The organism is Bacillus sp. FSL W8-0102, assembly GCF_038007225.1.
Lineage (GTDB): Bacteria > Bacillota > Bacilli > Bacillales > DSM-4216 > Bacillus_O > Bacillus_O smithii.
In genome coordinates this window covers 1,910,789-1,931,223 of record NZ_JBBOWT010000001.1, presented here as the reverse complement: position 1 = coordinate 1,931,223, position 20,435 = coordinate 1,910,789, and the positions used below count along the sequence as shown (strand labels likewise).

Below are 20,435 nucleotides of genomic sequence, written 5' to 3'. Positions count from 1 at the left end.
TGAAGTAAATGATCTCCGTTTATTATATCGCAATGGATTTAGGAACTAACATAACTTCAAGGATTTTAGAAAGAATTATAACGAAGTTTTTTGGAAATAAACTTCTTAAATTCTATAAATATTTCTGTAAAAAAATTAAAAAAATAATATATCTACCTATTAAACGAAAAAGGGGCATCAGTAATGAAAAAAATGGTTAAAGCGATTATGTTAACATCCACCATACTTCTCCTAGGCGCTTGTTCATCATCAAATAACAAAGATCAATCCTTTATTACTAGTAAAGATCAATCAAAATCCAACGTATCTGTTACAAATAATCCATTCTTTAAAGAAAAGAAAGCAGGAAAATTCGAACATTTGCATGGAATTGGTTATGCAGGAAATAAAAATGCCATTTACTTTGCAACACATAAAGGTTTACTCGTTTACCAAAATAACAGGTGGTATGAAACGACATCAAATAAACATGATTATATGGGCTTTTCTGCAACAGACGATGGATTTTATTCATCGGGACATCCAGAAGAAGGCTCTTCTTTAGGAAATCCTCTTGGCCTTGTAAAAAGTTTTGATAATGGACAAACATTAATGAACTTAGGATTCTATAAAGAATCTGATTTCCATTATATGACGGTTGGCTATAAAACTCACATAATTTATGTAGTGAATCAAGTAGAAAACAAAACACTAGGACAAGGGGTATATTACAGTAAAGACGACGGCAAAACGTGGTCGCAAAGTCAACTAAATGGATTACCGCAAACTTCTGCAGGAACGATTGCTGCTCACCCAACAAAAGAAAATATGGTCGGAATTAGTACGCCAGAAGGAATTTTCGTTTCAAAAGATAATGGAAATACGTTTGAACGGTTTACTCGAAAAATTAATACGACAACTTTTGTATTCCAAGAAAAATCCATTTTATTTGCTGCTGTAGAGAATAATAAGCCTATACTTATAAAACAATCGTTAGATTCAAAACAGGAGGAAGTTCTTTCTGTTCCTGCACTGGATGAAAAAGACCATATCATGTATATAGCCTCTAATCCGGCAAATGAAAAGGAAATTGTGATCGTCACCATGACTGGGGATATTTTTATGACAAAAAATAACGGTGAAAACTGGACAAAGCTAGCTTCAAAAGGGGAAATTTAGGACAAAGACATGTTGCCAGCATGTCTTTGTTATTTACCACTTCATAATTTCTGCAAAATTTATTGCTGCAATATAGATTCTGGTAGAGAAGAAGGTGATAAGAATGATATATTCATTGTTGAGTCAAATTAGTAACTTTCTAAGTCAACCATTTCTGAATATTGCGAATACAACGACATCTATTCCCGTTTTGTCAGCCTTTGTTCTTGGTATAGTGGGAGCAATGGCTCCGTGTCAACTCACCGGTAACTTAGGAGCGATCACGTTATACAGTAATCAGTCCTTGCAAAAAGGAATTGCGTGGAAAGAGTTGCTCCTATTTATTTTGGGTAAAATCATTGCTTTTTCTGGTTTAGGCTTGATTGTCTGGCTGATGGGGAAAGAGATTCAAAGTACACTAACATTATATTTTCCGTGGTTAAGAAAGCTGATCGGTCCCATACTCATTTTTGTAGGTTTATATTTGTTAGGGCTCTTTAAAATGTATTGGAACTTAACGTTGTTCAGAGTGCCTGAGCGATTTTTAAAGAAAGGCAAAACAGGCGCCTTTTTAATGGGTTTCGGCTTTTCATTAGCTTTTTGCCCAACGATGTTTGTGCTGTTTTTTGTTACTCTTATGCCTCTTATATATTCAACGTTTTATGGGGTGCTATTACCGAGTGTCTTTGCCGTCGGAACCTCTGTGCCTGTTATTTTCTTCATCTTTATCCTTTGGTACTTAGGATTTAGCGGTACTCTAATGAAAAAAGGAAAACAAGCAGGAAGGTTCGTTCAGAAAGCAGCTGGCATTGTGATGGTTTTACTTGGCATATTAGACACCATCACTTATTGGTTCTAAAGTTAGGAAAAGGAGGAAAACAGAATGGGAATGTTTGGAGGTTCTGCGATGATGATCGGGATAATGTTATTCTGGGGTGTATGAATCGGCGTTGGTTTTTATCTCTTATATCGTTTTAACAATGACTATAAAGAAGAGTTATCTCCGATTGAAATATTAAAAGTACGATTAGCCAAAGGAGAGATCATCTTAGGCGAATTTGAACAGCTATCCAAAAAGTTATAGTAAAATTCAGTCTTTTTTCGTTATATTGAGCACAGTAAAGCGATTTAATACAATTGTTCCCCCAATTCAAGGTACCGTCAAGAATTTTGTGTTATGTAAGATAGATAGGATATCTCTGAAATGGATTTGGAATGGATAGGGGTTCGATTTCCTCCACACAGGAGACTGAATATTCAGTCTCCTGTGTGGAAAGGGAGAATCCCTTTATTTTGTTCGTTTACAATATTTGGTTAGTTATAACGTTTTTCAAACATTTGTTGAAGGGTTTCATAGGCTTCAGCAAATCCTCGTAATTTTCGTCCTGCCCATTTCTCATTAAAATCTTGGATGGTCAAATACACGACTTTTTCAGCGGCTTCTAAACTACTCAAACTGTTCATCGGCTTTAGACGTTTCCGAATCTCTTTGATCGTTCGTTCAATGGCATTGGTCGTGTAAATCACACTTCGAATACTGCTTGGATAATCCATAAATGTAAGGAGGACATCCAACTCATTGGCCCAAGATTGAACTTCTCTTGGATATTTGCTGGACCATTTCGACTCAAACTGTTGAAACATCTGTAACGCAATCTCCTTATTCGGCGCGCGATAAATCAGCTTGAGATCCTCGGCCACTTCGAATTGGTCTTTTTTCCGAACACGATTTAGGGTGTTGCGGACTTTGTGAACGACACAGCGCTGCACATCGGCTTTCGGATACACCGCCTTAAAGGCTTCCTCCAGCCCCGGTAGTCCATCGAATACGCCCAGAAGCACTTCCTTGACGCCTCTTTTGTAGAGCTGTTGGAGAATCTCCCGCCATCCATAGGCGCTTTCTTGTCCTCCCACGAAGAAATCCAGAATTTCTCGATACCCTTCTTCATTCACTCCTAACACCACATAAATGACTTCTTTCTCTACCGTATCGCGGCGAAGTTTCACGTACAAGCCGTCCAAATATAAGACAGAATAACGTTTGGATAGTGGACGATGGTGCCATTTCTCGATGTCTTCCTTCACTACATCGGTCATACGGCTGATCGTTGCAGGAGAATAGGCATTGCCTAAAATTCGTTCAATAAACTTGCCAATTTCACGCGTACTCATGCCACTTTGATACATCCTGATGACGGCTTCCTCGAGCCAGCCCGTATGGCGTTGGTAAGGGGCAAACAGCTGCGTTTGAAATTCCCCGTTTCGGTCTCTTGGAACAGAAAGTCCTTCGATACGACCATACTGCGTGTCTAGGTTTCGATGGTAATAGCCGTTTCTTCTATTCGACGTTCCCTCTTGTTCCATTTCGAGGAAAGTCTGGATTTCTTCCTTCATGATCAGCTCTAATTTTTCCTTTACAAACTCACGAATAACGTTTTCCAGTTGATTCATCCAATCTATATTCGATATACTTTTAGACATAGGTAGGGTACTCCTTTCTCTAAGATTTTTGCCAAATCAGAGAATACCCTACCTTTTTCTTTTGGTCTAACTAAATGCTTGACACAAAATTTTATACATCATCCAATTCAATTTATATAGATGAAGGAAGTTGTTGATAAGAGAGTATTGTCAACAGCTTCTTTTGTTTTTTAGCTTTTTATGAACATAGTAACCTCTCATCCTCATTCAACTTGACCTCTTATATTACATGTCTTCTTCTTTAGTTTTTACTCCTATCGTAAGCACTTCTGTGATATCGATATTTAACGAACTTTAGAGAATAGAGAAGGTTAGCTCTTAAAGAAATATATTTTTTATGCGCCATTATTTTTAAAAATCTTAGTTCTTTATTCTATTTACTTGATTCCATTCATAGATATTAATAATAGAATTTATAAGGGAGAGTAAAAATGCGAAAACAGTCTTCTCCAAAAAATACAATTGCATACTTATACAGTTTTCTAATTACGTTAATAGTCAGTGTATTTATTTTAAATATGATTATTGCTATTTTTTTTAAGAAGTTTTTAGTTTCTGAGTATTTAAGGGACCTTACATGGAAAGTGGAGTCCGTTTCATTTATATACATATTAGGGATGGAAAACCATTATTTCTCTCAGCGGTGTAATCAACGGTGATAAAATCCCCAATAACAACGGTTTAAAATTCCCCAATAATAACAGATAATCGTTTCGAAACAACGTCTTAGATGGAGTGGAGAAACGATGCTGAAGATTGGGGAGTTTTTTATGATTCGAGAGTTGTATCAGAAAGGCTGGACACAAACAGCGATTGCTAAAGAAACAGGGTTTGATCGGAAAACCATCCATAAGTATCTCAAGGAGGACAAGCTTCCAGAGCGCAAAGTCAATAAGAAAAAGAAAGAAAGTAAACTCGATCCTTATAAAAACTATCTTCTTCAACGAATACAAGAAGGGACCACAAATTGTGTCGTTCTCTTAGAGGAAATACAAGCGATGGGATACACCGGCAAGATCACGATATTAAGAGATTTTGTTCGACCTTATCGAGAACAGCCAAAGAAACAAGCTACCTTACGGTATGAAACACCACCAGGTAAATAAGCCCAAATGGACTGGGCCTACGTAGGAAAGTATATGGTGGCCAATCAATACCAAGATATTTATGCGTTCGTTATGGTACTTGGTTATTCTCGGATGAAATATGTGGAGTTTACCACCAATATGAATATGGAAACCTTAATGAAATGCCATATGAACTCATTTGCTTATTTTAACGGTATTCCTGAACAAATTCTCTATGACAACATGAAAACCGTTGTTCTCAAACATACTCCAGTGGAAATTCGATTTAACCGAAAATTTGAGGATTTTCTAGCCTACTACGGTATTATTCCAAATGCATGTCGACCGAAACGTCCCCAAACAAAGGGAAAAGTAGAAAGAGTAGTCAAGTATTTAAAAGAGAATTTTTTTCAACGAAAGCACGAATCTACTCTTCAAGCCTTAAACGAAGACATTCGAACTTGGCTGGATCAAGTGGCCAATCGAAAACCGAATCAAACAACGAAAGAACCGCCGATTCAACGTTTTGAGAAGGAACAGAAGTTCCTTCAATCATGGGGAGTCAAACCGTTATTCCCTACGAATCGTTGGGAAACACGAGAGGTCAGTCAAGATTGTTTTGTTTCATACAGAGGAAAAAATATTCTGTTCCCTATCGCTACGCAGGACAAACGGTCAAAATAAAAGAAACGCTTAACCATCATATTGAGATTTATGATGAACAGGAATGTATCGCGAGACATCCGATATGGATTGGGCAGGCATCCGCACAGATCCAAATGGAACATTGTGAAGGGATCTATTCAAACGAAAAAGGACAGAAAATAAAAGGCGTTCAAGGTTTGGCGACCAACGACCTCTCATCTTCTGCCCCATCTCCAAAAGTAGAACAACGTCCTCTCGCTGCTTACGCAGCATTGGAAGAAGGTGAAACTGTATGATGAAGGACATGTTAATCGAACGATTACAAAAACTCGGTTGGCATCACACAGCCCACCAACTGGATCATTTATTAGAAGACGCTTCTAGAGATAATGTATCATATTCTGAATTTCTAAACACTATTGTTTTACAAGAGATGGAATATCAAGAGTCTCAGCAACTAGAAAAGCGAATGAAACGAGCAAAACTACCTTATATCAAAACGATTCATGATTTTGACTTTTCTTTTCAACCGAGTATCAGTGAAAAGAGAGTAAAAGAAACGCTTACCTGTCGGTTTATTGCCAATGGGGAAATTCGAATTTTACTAGGTCCACCGGGTGTTGGGAAAACACATTTAGCCATTTCTGTTGCGATCGAAGCTATTACTCAAGGATATACCGCTTTATTTGTAACCGCAGGCGATTTAGTGGCAGAATGCCGAAAGGCAAACGAAAAAGGGACTCTCCAACGTTTAGTCAATCGTTGGAGTCGCCCAGACGTACTCATTATTGATGAGGTAGGATATTTTCCTTTTGATGAACTAACGGCGAATGTGTTTTTTCAAGTCATATCGAAACGATATGAACAAGGAGTGATGATTCTTACATCGAATAAAACCTATCTCGAATGGGGAAAAGTATTCGGCGATGATGTATTAGCTACAGCCATTTTAGATCGTCTTTTACATCATGCCATTACCTTTAACATTAAAGGAGATTCTTACCGCCTACGAGAAAAGAAAAAAGCAGGTCTTTATCCTGCCCAGTTATCGAATTAATCGTTCAAAATGGGGAATTTCATTTCGTTGAAATTGGGGAATTTTCAATCGGTGTTGACAAATGACTAAAAAACTGAATTTTCAATATGTTTCTCCACAATTAATTCATATTTTTAATTTAAAATGAATGAATCACATAAATTTGGGGAGGGATGGTTAATGCAATTTAATAGTATTATAGTTCAAAATGAAAATATTTATCTATTAATCGGCTTGTTAATTAGTTATGTGATGTTTTATTACGGTGTTAGGATATTAAAAATAGAAAGAAACATCATGGATTTAATTTTCAACAGTTTTATTAATGGAGTTCTAATTTGGAAATTAAGCTATGTCGTTTTACACCCCCAATCAGTTCTTCAAAATCCTATGAACATACTTTATTTTAACGGCGGATATGTTGGAATCGGTATTGGGATTCTTTTTATCATAATCTACACTTGGTTAAAAATAAAAAAACAAAATATTCCAATGGATTCTTACACACGGGCAGTGGTTCCAGTATATTTTGGGTATTTTAGTGCTTTTGTATGGATACGCGTAATTGAAGAACCTCAAAATTATCCCAACATTTTGCAAGCTATAGTAGCGGTTTGCTTTTTTATACTATCATCACGATTCAAATCCCAAAAAACTCTACTACAAATTACTATATGGTTTCATTTAATCCAATTTGAAATAGCCTTATATAAAACCAAATTTGTATATGCTGGGATAATATCAAAAGAAGTATTGGTATATATTTCTATAATTATTATCTTTTTATGTATTTCGTACTGGTCAGAGAAACAAGGAAGGAAAAAGGCTGCTATGGACGAGAAAGAGGGGCGGAGAAATGTAGCAAATAATATAGCTTTAGTGGCTATTATTTTAAGTCTTTCCATAACTCCTATGCTTATAAACCAACAGGAAACAGGGAGAATAGTATCTCCTAATACAGTTATGTCTAACTCACTTGTTTCAGGCAAAATCGGGACTAATAAAGGGGAAGTTGCCCCAGACTTTGAATTACGTTCAATTTCGGGAAATAAAGTGAAGTTGTCTGATTTTCGTGGAAAGACGGTTATATTGAATTTTTGGGCTACTTGGTGTCCGCCTTGCAGAGCAGAAATTCCGGAAATTCAAAAGTTCTATGAAGACAAAAAAAATAACAATGTAGATATATTAGCAGTAAACTTAACGAATAGCGAAAGTAGTCTTAATGCAGTGAAAGAATTTGTGAAGGATAAAGGAATGACATTTACAATCGTGCTTGATAAAAAAGGAGAGACCAGTAATTTATACAGCATAATAACGATCCCCACTTCGTATATCATCGATAAAAATGGAATTATTAGAGACAAGTATGTAGGTCCTATGTCTTATGAAACGATGGATCGCTTTATCACAAGTATTCAATAAACACTAAATATTTTTATAGCTAGGGGGGATATGGTCCCGTCTGAGTTGACAGTATCAAGAATGCTTATAACTGTTAATTCATGATTATATCTATTTTCGGATCATAACAGTTAAAAACCTGTGAACCCCCCAAATAAACCTGTAAAAAAGATAATGATTTTTGTCATCCAATCAAAAAACAGCAGTATTCCCATGACAATCATAAGAAATCCCCCGGTTTTTACGATGACTGAGTTATATCTTTTGATCCAATTTAGTTTGCCAATAAAAAATGACATAATGAAAAATGGTACGGCAAAACCTAATACATAGGCGAACATGTATAAAATTGCTGCACTTGGTTTGGTAGCTGCCAACGCTATAACCGATACCAGAATTGGTCCTGTACAGGGAGTCCAGCCTGCAGCAAATCCTATTCCAATTAAGATTGAACCCAAATAACCGGAGGGCTTGTTGCGAAAGATGAACCGTTTATCCTTCATCATAAAAGCTGGTGAAAATACACCTAATATTACTAAACCGAAAAAGATAATTAGTAAGGCGCTAATTTGTCTGATTAAATCTTGATAATCGGCAAAAATTTTTCCTAGTGCAGAAGTACTGAAACCAATAGCAATGAAGATGACAGAAAAACCGAGTAAGAAAAAAAGTGTATGAAGCATAGCACGTTTTTGAAGCATTACATTCTCTTTCTTTACTTCATCAACTGATACCCCTGTAATGTAAGATAAAAAAGCAGGATATAATGGTAAGCAACAGGGGGAAATAAAAGAGAGCAATCCCGCTCCGAATGCTAGAAATACATTGATATCCCTCATATTGGTTTCCATCCTTTTTTCTTCGATTTTCTCTAACGAAAGGTATATTATCTTGATTATAAAATAAAATTATGCATTTTTTATGGAGAAATGTATTCTTCTTATCATATAAAATTTAAATAAATTTCTTATTAACAATATTACTGTCACTTAATTTTCTAAATTCCTCCATAAAATCTCCATGTTTCATTTTTAATATGATCATAAATTAATATGAAAAAGCTGTACTATTTTTGATATTTCCAAACATATGTGAAGAAGGGAGGGGTTACAGATAATAGACAAAGTTAGCTATAACCATTAATATTGTAGTGTTTAAGAAAGAAAAGACGGTGAAGTTTCAATTTATTAGAAAAGAAATAACTCTTGGAGATAACTCTTAACAAAATAACGAAAGGTTCTTTTTCATAATCATTGCATAAACGTCATTGTAAACTAAATATAAGAGAAGAAAGGGAAGAAAAAATGAATTGGGCTAATCTCTTAATATTGTTACTGTGTCCTTTAATGATGCTATTTTGTATGAGAGGACATAAGCATCATAATCATCATTCTTCTGATAATCATTCCATCAATGAATTACAGAATCAGATTATAAAATTACAGTCAGACAATGAACAATTAAAAAGACAATTAAAAAGTAGATGAGTTGTGAAACGTCAACTTAATTAGTTGACGGTTTCTTTATATCTAATTGAATTTTTAGAATTTCAACGTACAATGCCGGCCTGAACGTATATCATCTATAGGTTTACACTGAACATTTTCTTGATAATGAGGATGAACCGATTAATTGAAATAAGTCATCTTTATTATTTTGTTACTTCTTCTACATAATTTCTGCAAATTTATTTATTAAAATGCTTTCACTGGATTTTTAGAACCGTTGATTCAAGGGGATTGTATGAAAAGCAAGATCAAAAAGTCTTCACTAATGGAAGAGGTATAGTTATTAACCATTAAGACGCTCAATTCAAGGAACGAGTAAATAATTTTACCGCTAAATGAGGTTGGAATAGGATGAACAATGAAATGCGAGTTCTTCAAATCATAAATCGTCTTAGAGCAATGGGTATACCAGCAGAAATAACAAAATCAAGAAAAGCTATATTCGAAAATTTATGGGAAAAGGAAAGAAGGGAGATTTTAGCAGATGGAAAGCATTAAACCTTTAAATCCCATTGCAATGCAATTAGGTCCTTTTAGTATTCATTGGTATGGAATTATTATTGGTACAGGGCTCTTGTTAGGATTATATATTTCTACTAATGAAGCAGTAAAAAGGGGATTACAAAAAGAGGTATTTTCTGATCTTATTTTATGGGCCCTCCCAATAGCGTTGATATTTGCAAGAATTTATTATGTCATCTTTAATTGGTCGTATTATTCGCAACATTCCGAAGAGATTATAGCTATATGGAGAGGCGGAATCGCCATTCATGGAGCTTTAATAGGTGCTATTATCACGACTGTCGTTTTTGCCAAGAAAAGGAATTTGAGTTTTTGGAAATTGGCGGATATCGCAGCACCAAGCATTATACTGGGGCAAGCGATTGGGCGTTGGGGAAACTTCATGAATCAGGAAGCACATGGTGGACCTGTATCAAGAGAGTTTTTAGAAAGTCTTCACCTGCCCGATTTTATCATTAATCAAATGTATATCAAAGGAAGTTATTATCATCCAACATTTTTGTATGAGTCTCTATGGAACTTGATAGGGTTTCTGGTTTTATTGGTATTACAACGTATAAACTTAAAACGTGGAGAAGTATTCTTGACTTATGTTATATGGTATTCGATTGGTAGATTCTTTATTGAAGGGATGAGAACGGATAGTTTAATGCTAACGGACAGTTTAAGAATGGCTCAAGTTTTGTCTATTGTTTTAGTGGTTACGTGCACAATTCTTATATTATACAGACGTACTAGAAAAGATTTAACAGCTAGGTATAAAGATTAAATTACAAATATCCTGTCTTTGATAATCAAAACAAATACTTTCTTTTGCCGCTGACACACTATGTTTTAATTTATTATTATTTTTAGATTGATGGTTTAGGAGCGGAGTATGTCGAAATTGTGCCAATTGCCAATAAGGTAGAAAAATTATGATTATGAATTTTCGAACTCGGCCCCTTTCATATGTGTTTCAATTTGCTCTTGTATATTTCTTTTTGTACTCTCAAAACCATCTAATAATTGTATTGGAAGGAAGACTGCTCTCATATAAAGGTTAAATGGTTATTTATAACCTGCGATATTAAGTTCTCCGCGAGGATAGTTGTCAGTCGGAAATTCAAATTGAATTAATATAAATTTAATCAAATTACTAAATAAAAAAGTTTAATTTATGTTGGTAATTTGACTTAAAGAACCAATTCCTTTTTATCCATGCAGCTTTAAACAGGAAATAATTGAATAATGTACATCACGTTGATCCAAAATAGGAATAAAAAATGATACATATAAAATCAATCATACATAAGTAAGATATCAGTTGCTTTATATACCCTATACGGGTATAATGTATATAAACGAAAATAGTTATAATCAACGAGGTGAACCTAAGTGACTCACTGTGAAGAACAACATATAAATCCAAAAATGGTTCCGCGAACCGAAGAAGAAATCGAAAGCATCATCAAGCGTTTGAAACGTATTGAAGGACAAGTGCGCGGTGTGCAAAAGATGGTCGAAGATAATCGTTACTGTATCGATGTTTTGGTTCAAATTTCCGCAATTCAAGCCGCGTTAAACAAAGTCGGGTTGAACTTGTTGGAACGCCATGTCAATCATTGCGTTTCCAAGGCGATTCGCGAAGGCAACGGAAAAGAATCGATCGACGAATTGATGGACGTCATTCGGCAATTTTCAAAGTAAAGGAGGGAAAGATTGATGAGTGAACAAAAGCTCGTTACGTTGAAGGTGACTGGTATGACATGTGCCGCTTGTTCCAATCGTATTGAGAAAGTGCTGAATAAGATGGATGGAGTAGAAGCCAATGTCAATTTAGCGATGGAAAAAGCAACGGTTAAATATGATCCGGCTAAACAAAGTGTAGCCGATATTCAAACAAGAATTAACAAATTAGGATATGGCGTTGCGACTGAAAAAGTAACGCTGGATATTGAAGGGATGACATGCGCGGCCTGTGCGACTCGTATCGAAAAAGGGCTAAAACGCATGGAGGGCGTTACAAGTGCGGTTGTTAACCTGGCGACAAACAGTGCGGTTGTAGAATACAATGAAGGCGTTTCTTCTGTAGAAGATATTTTAGAAAAAATCAAAAAGCTAGGCTACATGGGACAGATCCACGATGAAGAACAAGATCAAGCTGATCGAAGAAAAGTGCAGCTGAAACAAAAGCAACGACAGCTGGCTATTTCGATCATCTTATCATTGCCCTTGCTTTATACGATGATTGCTCATATGCCTGTTGATTTAGGCTTGCCGCTGCCGCATTTATTAATGAATCCATGGTTCCAGCTTCTATTAGCGACACCCGTTCAGTTTTACATAGGCGGTCCTTTTTATGTTGGGGCATATCGGGCATTGCGGAACAAAAGCGCCAACATGGATGTATTAGTAGCTCTTGGAACATCGGCCGCTTACTTTTACAGCTTGTATGAAGCTTTTAAAACTTTAGCCAATCCCGAATATATGCCCAAATTGTATTTTGAAACAAGTGCCGTGTTGATAACCCTTGTACTTGTTGGAAAATATTTTGAAACATTGGCGAAAGGGCGAACGACAGAAGCTATCTCTAAGCTGTTAAGTCTGCAGGCAAAAGAAGCTCTTGTCATCCGTAATGGGCAAGAAGTAAAAGTTCCGCTTGAAGAAGTGGTGATCGGTGATACGATTCTCGTCAAGCCCGGAGAAAAAATACCGGTAGACGGTACTGTAATCGCCGGAGTTTCCTCAGTGGACGAATCGATGATTACAGGTGAATCGATTCCGGTTGATAAGAAAGAAGGAGACGCTGTCATAGGAGCCACCATGAATACAAATGGCGTACTGACCATTCGAGCAGAAAAGGTAGGAAAAGAGACGGCCCTTGCCAATATTATTAAAATCGTAGAAGAGGCACAAGGTTCTAAAGCACCGATTCAGCGTTTGGCTGATGTCATCTCAGGTATTTTCGTACCCATTGTGGTAGGAATTTCTGTTGTGGCGTTCATGTTATGGTACTTCATGGTGGCACCGGGTGACTTGCCAAAGGCGCTTGAAGTGGCCATTGCGGTTCTTGTCATCGCTTGTCCTTGTGCGCTTGGATTGGCCACTCCGACATCCATTATGGTCGGAACCGGTAAAGGGGCGGAAAAAGGGATCCTCTTTAAAGGGGGTGAGTATTTAGAAGGAACGCATACAATCAATGCTGTGCTGCTGGATAAAACAGGTACTGTTACAAAGGGAAAACCAGAAGTAACAGATGTAGTAGAGTTTCAAAATGGCATGCTTGATTATGCCGTTTCAGCCGAGAGCGCTTCTGAACATCCGCTGGCCCAGGCGATAGTGGAATACGGAAAAAAACAAGCGATTTCCATAAAACCATCGGAGCATTTCTCCGCCATTCCCGGCCACGGAATTGAAGCTGTTATTGAAGGCAAACATGTTCTTGTTGGAACGCGAAAATTGATGAAGGAACACTCGATTGACATATCCGAGCATGAAAATCAAATGGCGGATTTTGAAAAACAAGGGAAAACCGCCATGCTGGTTGCCATTGACCATCAGATTGCCGGCATCATTGCTGTCGCGGATACCGTAAAAGAAAGCTCCAAAGAAGCCATTCAAACTTTAAAACAAATGGGTATAGAAGTGTACATGGTAACGGGAGACAATCAACGCACGGCTGAAGCGATAGCGAAGCAAGTGAATGTGGATCATGTGTATGCCGAAGTGCTCCCTGAAGACAAAGCGAAAATCGTTGAAGAACTCCAAAAACAAGGAAAACGAGTGGCGATGGTCGGCGATGGGATCAATGATGCTCCCGCTCTTGCAAAAGCGGATATCGGAATGGCCATCGGCACAGGAACGGATGTCGCGATTGAAACGGCTGATGTAACGTTGGTTGGCGGAGATCTGGCACATATTCCAAATGCGATTGAGTTAAGCCGTAAAACGATGAGAAACATTCGACAAAATCTATTTTGGGCTTTGTTTTATAATTCTATTGGCATTCCTGTGGCAGCAGCTGGATTATTGGAGCCTTGGGTTGCGGGAGCGGCTATGGCATTCAGCTCTGTATCGGTTGTGACAAACGCGCTTCGTTTGAAACGCGTGAAAATAGAAAATGGAACGATATAAAGGAGGAATTCTTAATGGACATTACATTAAACGTCGAAGGAATGACTTGCGGACACTGCAAAATGGCCGTAACAAATGCTCTTAAAGAGCTGGATGGTGTGAAAAATGTAGATGTGCATCTAAAAGAAGGCACTGTGGATGTAGTTTTTGATGAGACAAAAGTCAGTGTAGAAAAAATGAAAGAAGCCATTGAAGAACAAGGTTACGATGTGAAATAACATAATCGAGTAGGAGGGAGCGATTAACTCCCGTCCTCTCACACCACCGTACGTACGGTTCCGTATACGGCGGTTCAATTAAGATCATTGACGCAAGTCTTTATAACTTCCGTGAATAGCTGTTCTCTTTATGCCAGTGGTCACTCCACCCTCCAAGAGGTCTCCCACGGGATTCACCGCTTCCTCCCTCAAGTGAGGTACTACGTTTTCTGTGTTCATCATGACTCACTGAATACCAAGGGCTATTCTCTCTTAATTGTTCGGTCCTTCTTAGTTGTTCTAGACCAACTAATACTATGACCTCTGCTGACTTCTGACGGTTCAGCTACTTATCACTAAGTAGGTTATGAAGAGTACTTCACATATCCGCCAGACCTCCCCGGGTAAGTACATGCACTTTCACACCATCTATCCGCCTCATTTACTCGATATGACCTTCGACAGAAAGAGCTTTGTTTTGTTATGCAAACTCACTCAATCATACCTAGCCTTATATGAGGTTCGTGTTCCTCGGACCGGTGTTTTGCCTCCAGCTTCCTTCAGATTCCGCGTCACCACGGACACCCTTGCTCTTGGCTAACCTCTACTTCTGTCTTCGGGGTTCGGGACTTACACCCTATAGTTCATGTACATGCCGGGCGCACATAAAAGAGATCATGGATCACAAATCCATGATCTCTTATTATTCAACGTTGTCAACGTTTTGGCACGACAAGAGTTTGACAGCCAAACCACGATGAAATTTTTTGTGCTTAACGGACAATGATCATTTGGATTCATATATGAAATCATGAGTATAACTATATAAATTTTGATATCATTCGATATTTGTGCTAAAACCGAAAGAAAACATAGAAACAGTATTTGGATTAATACAAAAAAGGAGTATACGAATATGGACTCAACTGTTTCAAAGAAAGAAGTTATGATTTCCTATATTATAAGTTTTGCCTATATCATCGCGATGATGACAACTTCGGTGATATTAAAAGATCACGAAAATATTTTGCCAGAAGTAGCGGCAATGGCGATTGCCATGTGGGTGTGGCGAGATGCAGGATGGATAAGACAGCCATCCAAGATTTTTCTTGCTCCGTCTATTACTGCTTTGATCGGTTTCGTGGTGAATCAATTACCCATTTCTTATTTAGGAAAAGTCATCCTCACCCTCATTCTAATGATGCTTTTTTTGCGGATCATTCAATCGAACTTAGGACCTTCCATTGCAACAGGATTGTTGCCAGTAGTGACGAATGCAACGGAATGGTCATTTGTGATATCCGTGTTTATTCTTACCTTTTTATTGATGCTTGGGGTTCTCATATTTGGGTTACATAAAGGATTGGAAAAGAAAGTGAAGATACAGTACAAGTACATGGTCGTGTTCTTAGTACTGATCTTTGTGTGGATTGCCTTATGTTCGATTGTTGGCTACCAATTGGCAGTGATCCCGCCGATACTCGTTGTCGTATTTGAGTCGCTTCAAAAACCGATGTACAACGGAAAAATGGCTTTTAAACAAGGACTTGTCTTAACCATTTCTGCAACCATTGGAACGCTATTATATTTTTCTATTGATTCGTGGATATTGGCAACGTTTTTAGATATGATATTGATGCTGATACTGTTATATATTGTCGGCATCCGTGTCCCTGCAGTATATGCTTTTCCGCTTCTGCCGTTTGTCTTCCCGGATGAGATTGTAGCAAAGTTGCCTCTAGGTTCGTTTATCACATGTATATTCCTGCTTTCTGCGGTGCTGGCCTATAAAAAGATAGAGATGAAGCAAAAGGGAAGAGTCATGCAAATGTGAGAGGAGTAGATATGTTCGAAGATGGCCTGCCAGAACTAAGCTATATATCATGCTTGGCCAATCTTTAAACCGTTAAAGTGACAAGATTAAATTGCGAAAACCTACGTTGACTGTTTTTATTTTAATAGGTTTTGAAGTGAGCTAGATCAGATAAGTTGCTTATACCTGTTCCATTTGGCTAGTAAAAAAATCATTGACATATTAGGGGGAAAGGATTCGCACTACAAAGGGATTTCTGCAAACCGTTTGGGGGGTAGGATATAAATGGGATGTATAAGGTAGGAAAAATAATAAGGAAAATCATTTCTTTTGTTTCGTCATGTGTAGTGACCTTTGATCCGGCAAATACGACAATACTTTCTTACTTATCTATATTTATTATTGATAGTTGAATAGTGAAGAAAACTTTCATTATTTTTGCGCCGTCTAAGGATTCGCTTTTCAGATGATTCGACAGTTTGAGACGAAATGATCCGACAAGTACCCGAGAGAAGTCCAATCTTGGGCAAATGAGTTGGATGTTCTCCTTACATATATGAATTATTCAAGCAGTATCCGAATTTTGATGAACACGACCAATGTGCCATGAAACTAAATATGTCAACTTTTTATGATATATTTAGTCATGTCTAATGTTATTAAGAGGTGACTAGGTCAAGAGCATTCTTCCAATGGAAATTTGATAGAAAAAACTGCTTCTGCTGATGTTTTGCAACCTTTTTAAAAGGTCAACAGAAAGAAATACGCATGGTGTATCAAGCTGCTGGCATATCAACTAAGTTGTTACAATAGATTCCTTGTTATTGTGGTTGTGGTGAGAGTGCTGGACATAAGAGTAACATGAATTGCTTTGTCAAAAAAATCAATAAAGATGGTTCTGTCGTCTGGGATGACCACGCTACTCGTTGCGACGTGTGCTTACAAAATCGCAGCGAAATCCATTAAAATGAAACAAGAAGGTAAATCTATAAAGGAAATTCGCCATTACATTGATGAAAAGTACAAAGAAGGTTACGCAAAACCAACTAAAACTCCAATGCCTTTATTATAAACAAACCTCGCTTTTCTGAAAGGTGAGGTTTTCATTTTGCCTATTTTCTTATTTCCTCTTCATAATTTCATTAAAAATTTTGTTATGATGACGAATAGTTACATTTTAATAAACGGTTATAGAAAGATTCATCAATGTTGTTTGATAAGGGGGGTATTTAGTTTCGGTGCTTCACAATTGAGACTCAAATTCCTCCGCCATGTTGCATTGCAAAAGCATGGCATACTCTAGCGCAATTCAAGTACATACGACCACACGTACCTTAGCTACCTCAACGGATATTTAATACATTTGGTGAACTGGATTTGTAGCTGCAGCTCTAGGTGCAGTGGCTATTTCAGCGATAATGACTAAAAATTTGTTGCAGTATCGTTTTCTAGCATTACCCATACATCAATTTGGGGACGTTCGAAGGGCAGAACGCCAGTTTAAAGGATTTGGAGAATACCGAATTTACCCTAAGAGTAGATGCATACATAGATGGTATTGCGAAGACTTTGAAGTAAGAAATTGTTTTGCGTTGGTTGTCGCTTTAGTTACGGGCATAACAATGCAACTTGTATCTCTAATATGATGACAGATAAAGCAACAATTTATAAGAAAAATTTTTTATAGTAATTAGAATCAGGAAAAATTAGGCGAAATAATATCAAACAAAAGATAATGGAGTATACATACATAACGGGGTTAGATAAATAAAAAAGACACTAATTAGCGCCTATAAATATTGTACTTTTGTATCTTTTGTGGATTTGCCCAGATTAAATAGAGATATCCTAAGAATGCACGTTCATGCTTGTTAATTGTCAAATTGGATTGTTTGACTATATCTAAGATATCCCGATTTTGATGGCATCCAATAGCTTTAACGGCAAAATTATCAAGTTTCTTTTGAATCCAAGCCAGTGCAGGGACGGAAAATAATCCATGCTCCAGTAATACTTGGCCATCTTCCTTACACCATTGATTAAAAAGGTTTAGAACATGGACTGGATCTTCATAACTACATAAAGAACCCGATGATACAATTGTATCAAAGGAATTCTCAGGGAAGTTAAGATTTTCCACATCAGATATGATAAATTTAGCATTAATCCCATATTCTTTTGCTGCTTCTTTAGCTTGTTCAATCATTTGGGGGCTGAAATCTACACCTATGTACTCAATGTCTTTAGGATAGAAGGTGAAATTCATTCCAGCTCCAACAGCCACCTCTAGAGTTTTTCCTTTAACTGACTCGACAATTTGCTTTCTCCATTTATTTTGTTCTTGTTTTTTACGTTTTTTTGCATATTTGGCAGCCTGTTTATTGAATTTTTGTATCAATTGCGTTTTCGCCATGAACCAAATACCTCCTGATCCTTATACTTATTACCACCTTTTAATACAGTAAATAAACGAATTGTTTCTTTTTTTATAATTTGTTATTACACTACGGGAATCGATAAATAAAAATGGAGTCTCCCACTGATATACGAAAGCCGGAATTCCTTATTGAACTAGAATCTGTTTTTTAGAAAAATTCGTTAGTAATGTAAATCCACGTTTCTCTGGTACCCCCTCTTATTGAAGTATCGGATGGCAATACTTTAAAACGGTATGGCTTTTGTTATTTAGTACAATCTTGAAATCCACAAGCAGAAGGAAAAAGTACGGTGGAGGGGAATTAATTATACCTCAGCTACTTATGCAAGCAGATATCGGAAATGGCAATTGACACCGGTACGGATGTAGCCGTGCTTGTCGACTTTGTCAACAAGTTGAAATCCCCTCCAAGTTTTATTTGGAGGAGATTTTTTTCGTTATTCAGGTTTATTTGTAGTATCATTCGGGTTTGGTTTATAGTCAGATTTGTAATCTTTATATTTTACTTCTGTGATCATTCCAGCTGAGGCATGGTGTAAATCATGGCAATGGAACATCCAATTTCCCGGATTATTTGCTCTGAATGCGACAACATATTCTTCACCCGGTTTTAAATTCAACGTATCCTTAATCAATGGGGAGCCTGTAATTGGCTTACCATTTTTACTTAACACTTGGAAGAAGTGTCCGTGTAAATGCATTGGATGTAAATCTGTTGGTGAATTGTTCACTAATTTTACTTTTACGAGATCTCCTTTTTTCACCTTGATAGGTGCTGTTTCAGGATACGTTTTACCATTAATTGTGTAGACCATGCCATCTTTGCCCATGGTGGTTCCTAAATTCATCGTATACTCTACATCATATTTCTGATCTAACGTAAATGAACCTAATTCATGTTTTCCGTAATTTGTCATATCAACGGTAGGAAGGTCCTCTTTTGCATTTGATTTGTCCGTATTGTTTGTTGCACCTTCGTATTGAATTTTCACTTTCATGCCATCGGTACCTTTCATATCGCCATGACATTCTAATAACCATTCTCCTGGATTATTCGCTGTAAATTCAATATCATAACGTTCACCCGGAGCAATATTCAAAAGTTCATCTTTGATTGGCTGCGGATCTTTTATCGGCTGCCCATCTGCAGCAACGATTTTAAACTTGTGACCATGCAGATGAAGTTTATGAGACATGTACCCTGCGTTCACAAGGCGAAGTCGTACTTTTTCACCTTTCTTTACTTTTAAAGGTTTAACAGCGGAACCACTTTTCCCATTAATTGTGAAAATATCATACATACTCATATCATGGCCCATACTGCTCATATCCATTTGACCATTTCCCATATTACTATGATCCATACCGCTCATATTCATATTGCTTTCTGCATTCGGGTTGCTCATCCATTCATCTAACACAAGCGTATAATCTCGATCTACTTTTTCCTCATTCTTAGGCTCTACGATTAAAGTACCGTATAGCCCCTTGTCCACTTGTTTCGCGCTTTCTTGATGGGAATGATACCAATACGTTCCCGGTACGGTTGCAGTAAATTCATACGTATAGGTTTCACCCGGTTTGACTGCATTCATTGTGACCCCCGGAACTCCATCTTGACTATTCGGGACAGGGTAGCCGTGCCAATGAATCGTAGTCGGTTCCGGTAATTCATTTTTGAAATTGATTTTAACTCTGTCTCCCTGCTTAATACGGATTTGCGCTCCGGGAACAGATCCATTATACGTGTAGACCGGAAGTTTTACTTTATCATTGATTTGTAATAATGCTTCCTTAGCAGTAAGATTAATCTCTTTACCGGTTAATACTTCTGTATTTGTTGCCAAAGGAAGTTGTTTACTGGAGTCCTTGGCGGTGTTTTCCTCTTTCATATTCATGTTCGACATATCGTGTCCTTGCATGGAATTGTGCGAAACATTATTATTTGAGCAGGCGGCACCAACAGCGATAACTCCCGCCAATAAGGTTCCTAGCAGTAATTTCTTCATGTCTTTCCCCCCTTAAATTTGCGGTTTAAATCATACTAATATCATCATAGAAAATAAATGTGCAGA

The 20,435-nt window shown here is 37.2% G+C and carries 16 protein-coding genes and 3 pseudogenes; 15 read left to right on the top strand and 4 right to left on the bottom strand.

Going from position 1 to position 20,435, the window contains the following annotated elements; translation table 11 throughout:
- The first annotated feature begins 183 nt into the window (after positions 1-183).
- Together N1I87_RS09220 and N1I87_RS09215 are read left to right on the top strand one after the other, a co-directional pair.
- Positions 184-1,158: a F510_1955 family glycosylhydrolase gene (locus N1I87_RS09220; protein ID WP_025726862.1), complete on the top strand. Its 975-nt coding sequence runs from the start codon at positions 184-186 to the stop codon at positions 1,156-1,158.
- A gap of 106 nt (positions 1,159-1,264) precedes the next feature.
- A complete protein-coding gene (locus tag N1I87_RS09215) occupies positions 1,265-1,996 on the top strand; it encodes an urease accessory protein UreH domain-containing protein (RefSeq protein WP_026678559.1) in 732 nt (243 codons plus the stop codon).
- 455 nt (positions 1,997-2,451) lie between these two features.
- Here N1I87_RS09215 and N1I87_RS09210 read toward each other — a convergent pair whose 3' ends face one another.
- Complete coding sequence (locus N1I87_RS09210) at positions 2,452-3,618, bottom strand: IS256 family transposase (RefSeq protein ID WP_341101430.1); 1,167 nt, start codon at positions 3,616-3,618, stop codon at positions 2,452-2,454.
- Between the two features lie 746 nt (positions 3,619-4,364).
- Between N1I87_RS09210 and istA the strand changes: the two are divergent.
- The 3 genes and pseudogenes from istA to N1I87_RS09195 all read left to right on the top strand — a co-directional run bounded on the left by istA (position 4,365) and on the right by N1I87_RS09195 (position 7,788).
- A pseudogene (gene istA / locus N1I87_RS09205) lies at positions 4,365-5,626 on the top strand (IS21 family transposase).
- A complete protein-coding gene (gene istB / locus N1I87_RS09200; protein WP_026678561.1) occupies positions 5,623-6,387 on the top strand; it encodes an IS21-like element helper ATPase IstB in 765 nt (254 codons plus the stop codon). Before istA ends, istB begins: the two are co-directional and overlap by 4 nt.
- Positions 6,388-6,546: 159 nt before the next feature.
- Positions 6,547-7,788 carry a peroxiredoxin family protein gene (locus tag N1I87_RS09195; RefSeq protein WP_341101428.1) on the top strand — a complete coding sequence of 414 codons (1,242 nt, stop codon included), beginning with the start codon at positions 6,547-6,549 and terminating at the stop codon, positions 7,786-7,788.
- A 110-nt stretch (positions 7,789-7,898) separates the two neighbouring features.
- On the opposite strand, the gene N1I87_RS09190 is transcribed toward N1I87_RS09195, so the two are convergent.
- On the bottom strand, positions 7,899-8,606 hold the full coding sequence (locus tag N1I87_RS09190) for a cytochrome c biogenesis protein CcdA (RefSeq protein WP_341101427.1): 708 nt from the start codon (positions 8,604-8,606) through the stop codon (positions 7,899-7,901).
- Between the two features lie 465 nt (positions 8,607-9,071).
- Here N1I87_RS09190 and N1I87_RS18055 point away from each other — a divergent pair, with 465 nt between their 5' ends.
- From N1I87_RS18055 to N1I87_RS18050, 10 genes and pseudogenes are all read left to right on the top strand, one after another.
- On the top strand, positions 9,072-9,254 hold the full coding sequence (locus tag N1I87_RS18055) for a DUF2933 domain-containing protein (RefSeq protein ID WP_445285687.1): 183 nt from the start codon (positions 9,072-9,074) through the stop codon (positions 9,252-9,254).
- Between the two features lie 372 nt (positions 9,255-9,626).
- Positions 9,627-9,773 carry an Lmo0850 family protein gene (locus N1I87_RS09185; RefSeq protein WP_154658014.1) on the top strand — a complete coding sequence of 49 codons (147 nt, stop codon included), beginning with the start codon at positions 9,627-9,629 and terminating at the stop codon, positions 9,771-9,773.
- Entirely contained in the window at positions 9,760-10,566 is an 807-nt protein-coding gene (gene lgt, locus N1I87_RS09180) for a prolipoprotein diacylglyceryl transferase (RefSeq protein WP_341101424.1), read from the top strand. The genes N1I87_RS09185 and lgt overlap by 14 nt, the downstream gene beginning before the upstream one ends.
- Before the next feature lie 644 nt (positions 10,567-11,210).
- Positions 11,211-11,486, top strand: coding sequence for a metal-sensing transcriptional repressor (locus tag N1I87_RS09175; protein ID WP_211235576.1), 276 nt, complete (start codon positions 11,211-11,213; stop codon positions 11,484-11,486).
- Positions 11,487-11,501: 15 nt separating this feature from the next.
- A complete protein-coding gene (locus N1I87_RS09170) occupies positions 11,502-13,913 on the top strand; it encodes a heavy metal translocating P-type ATPase (RefSeq protein WP_341101422.1) in 2,412 nt (803 codons plus the stop codon).
- A 14-nt stretch (positions 13,914-13,927) separates the two neighbouring features.
- On the top strand, positions 13,928-14,131 hold the full coding sequence (copZ, locus tag N1I87_RS09165; RefSeq protein WP_341101421.1) for a copper chaperone CopZ: 204 nt from the start codon (positions 13,928-13,930) through the stop codon (positions 14,129-14,131).
- A gap of 895 nt (positions 14,132-15,026) precedes the next feature.
- The gene (locus tag N1I87_RS09160) at positions 15,027-15,944 is read left to right on the top strand and encodes a hypothetical protein (RefSeq protein ID WP_025726870.1); all 918 of its coding nucleotides are present in this window, start codon (positions 15,027-15,029) and stop codon (positions 15,942-15,944) included.
- A gap of 436 nt (positions 15,945-16,380) precedes the next feature.
- Positions 16,381-16,524, top strand: a pseudogene (locus tag N1I87_RS09155) (IS256 family transposase); the annotation flags it as partial.
- Between the two features lie 75 nt (positions 16,525-16,599).
- Positions 16,600-16,995, top strand: a pseudogene (locus N1I87_RS09150) (PCYCGC motif-containing (lipo)protein); the annotation flags it as partial.
- Between the two features lie 346 nt (positions 16,996-17,341).
- Complete coding sequence (locus N1I87_RS18050; protein ID WP_429772848.1) at positions 17,342-17,569, top strand: hypothetical protein; 228 nt, start codon at positions 17,342-17,344, stop codon at positions 17,567-17,569.
- A gap of 137 nt (positions 17,570-17,706) precedes the next feature.
- Here the strand turns inward: N1I87_RS18050 and N1I87_RS09145 are convergent, their stop codons facing one another.
- On the bottom strand, positions 17,707-18,336 hold the full coding sequence (locus tag N1I87_RS09145; protein WP_341101420.1) for a class I SAM-dependent methyltransferase: 630 nt from the start codon (positions 18,334-18,336) through the stop codon (positions 17,707-17,709).
- 461 nt (positions 18,337-18,797) lie between these two features.
- A complete protein-coding gene (locus N1I87_RS09140; RefSeq protein WP_340397399.1) occupies positions 18,798-20,369 on the bottom strand; it encodes a multicopper oxidase family protein in 1,572 nt (523 codons plus the stop codon).
- Between the last annotated feature and the right edge of the window lie 66 nt (positions 20,370-20,435).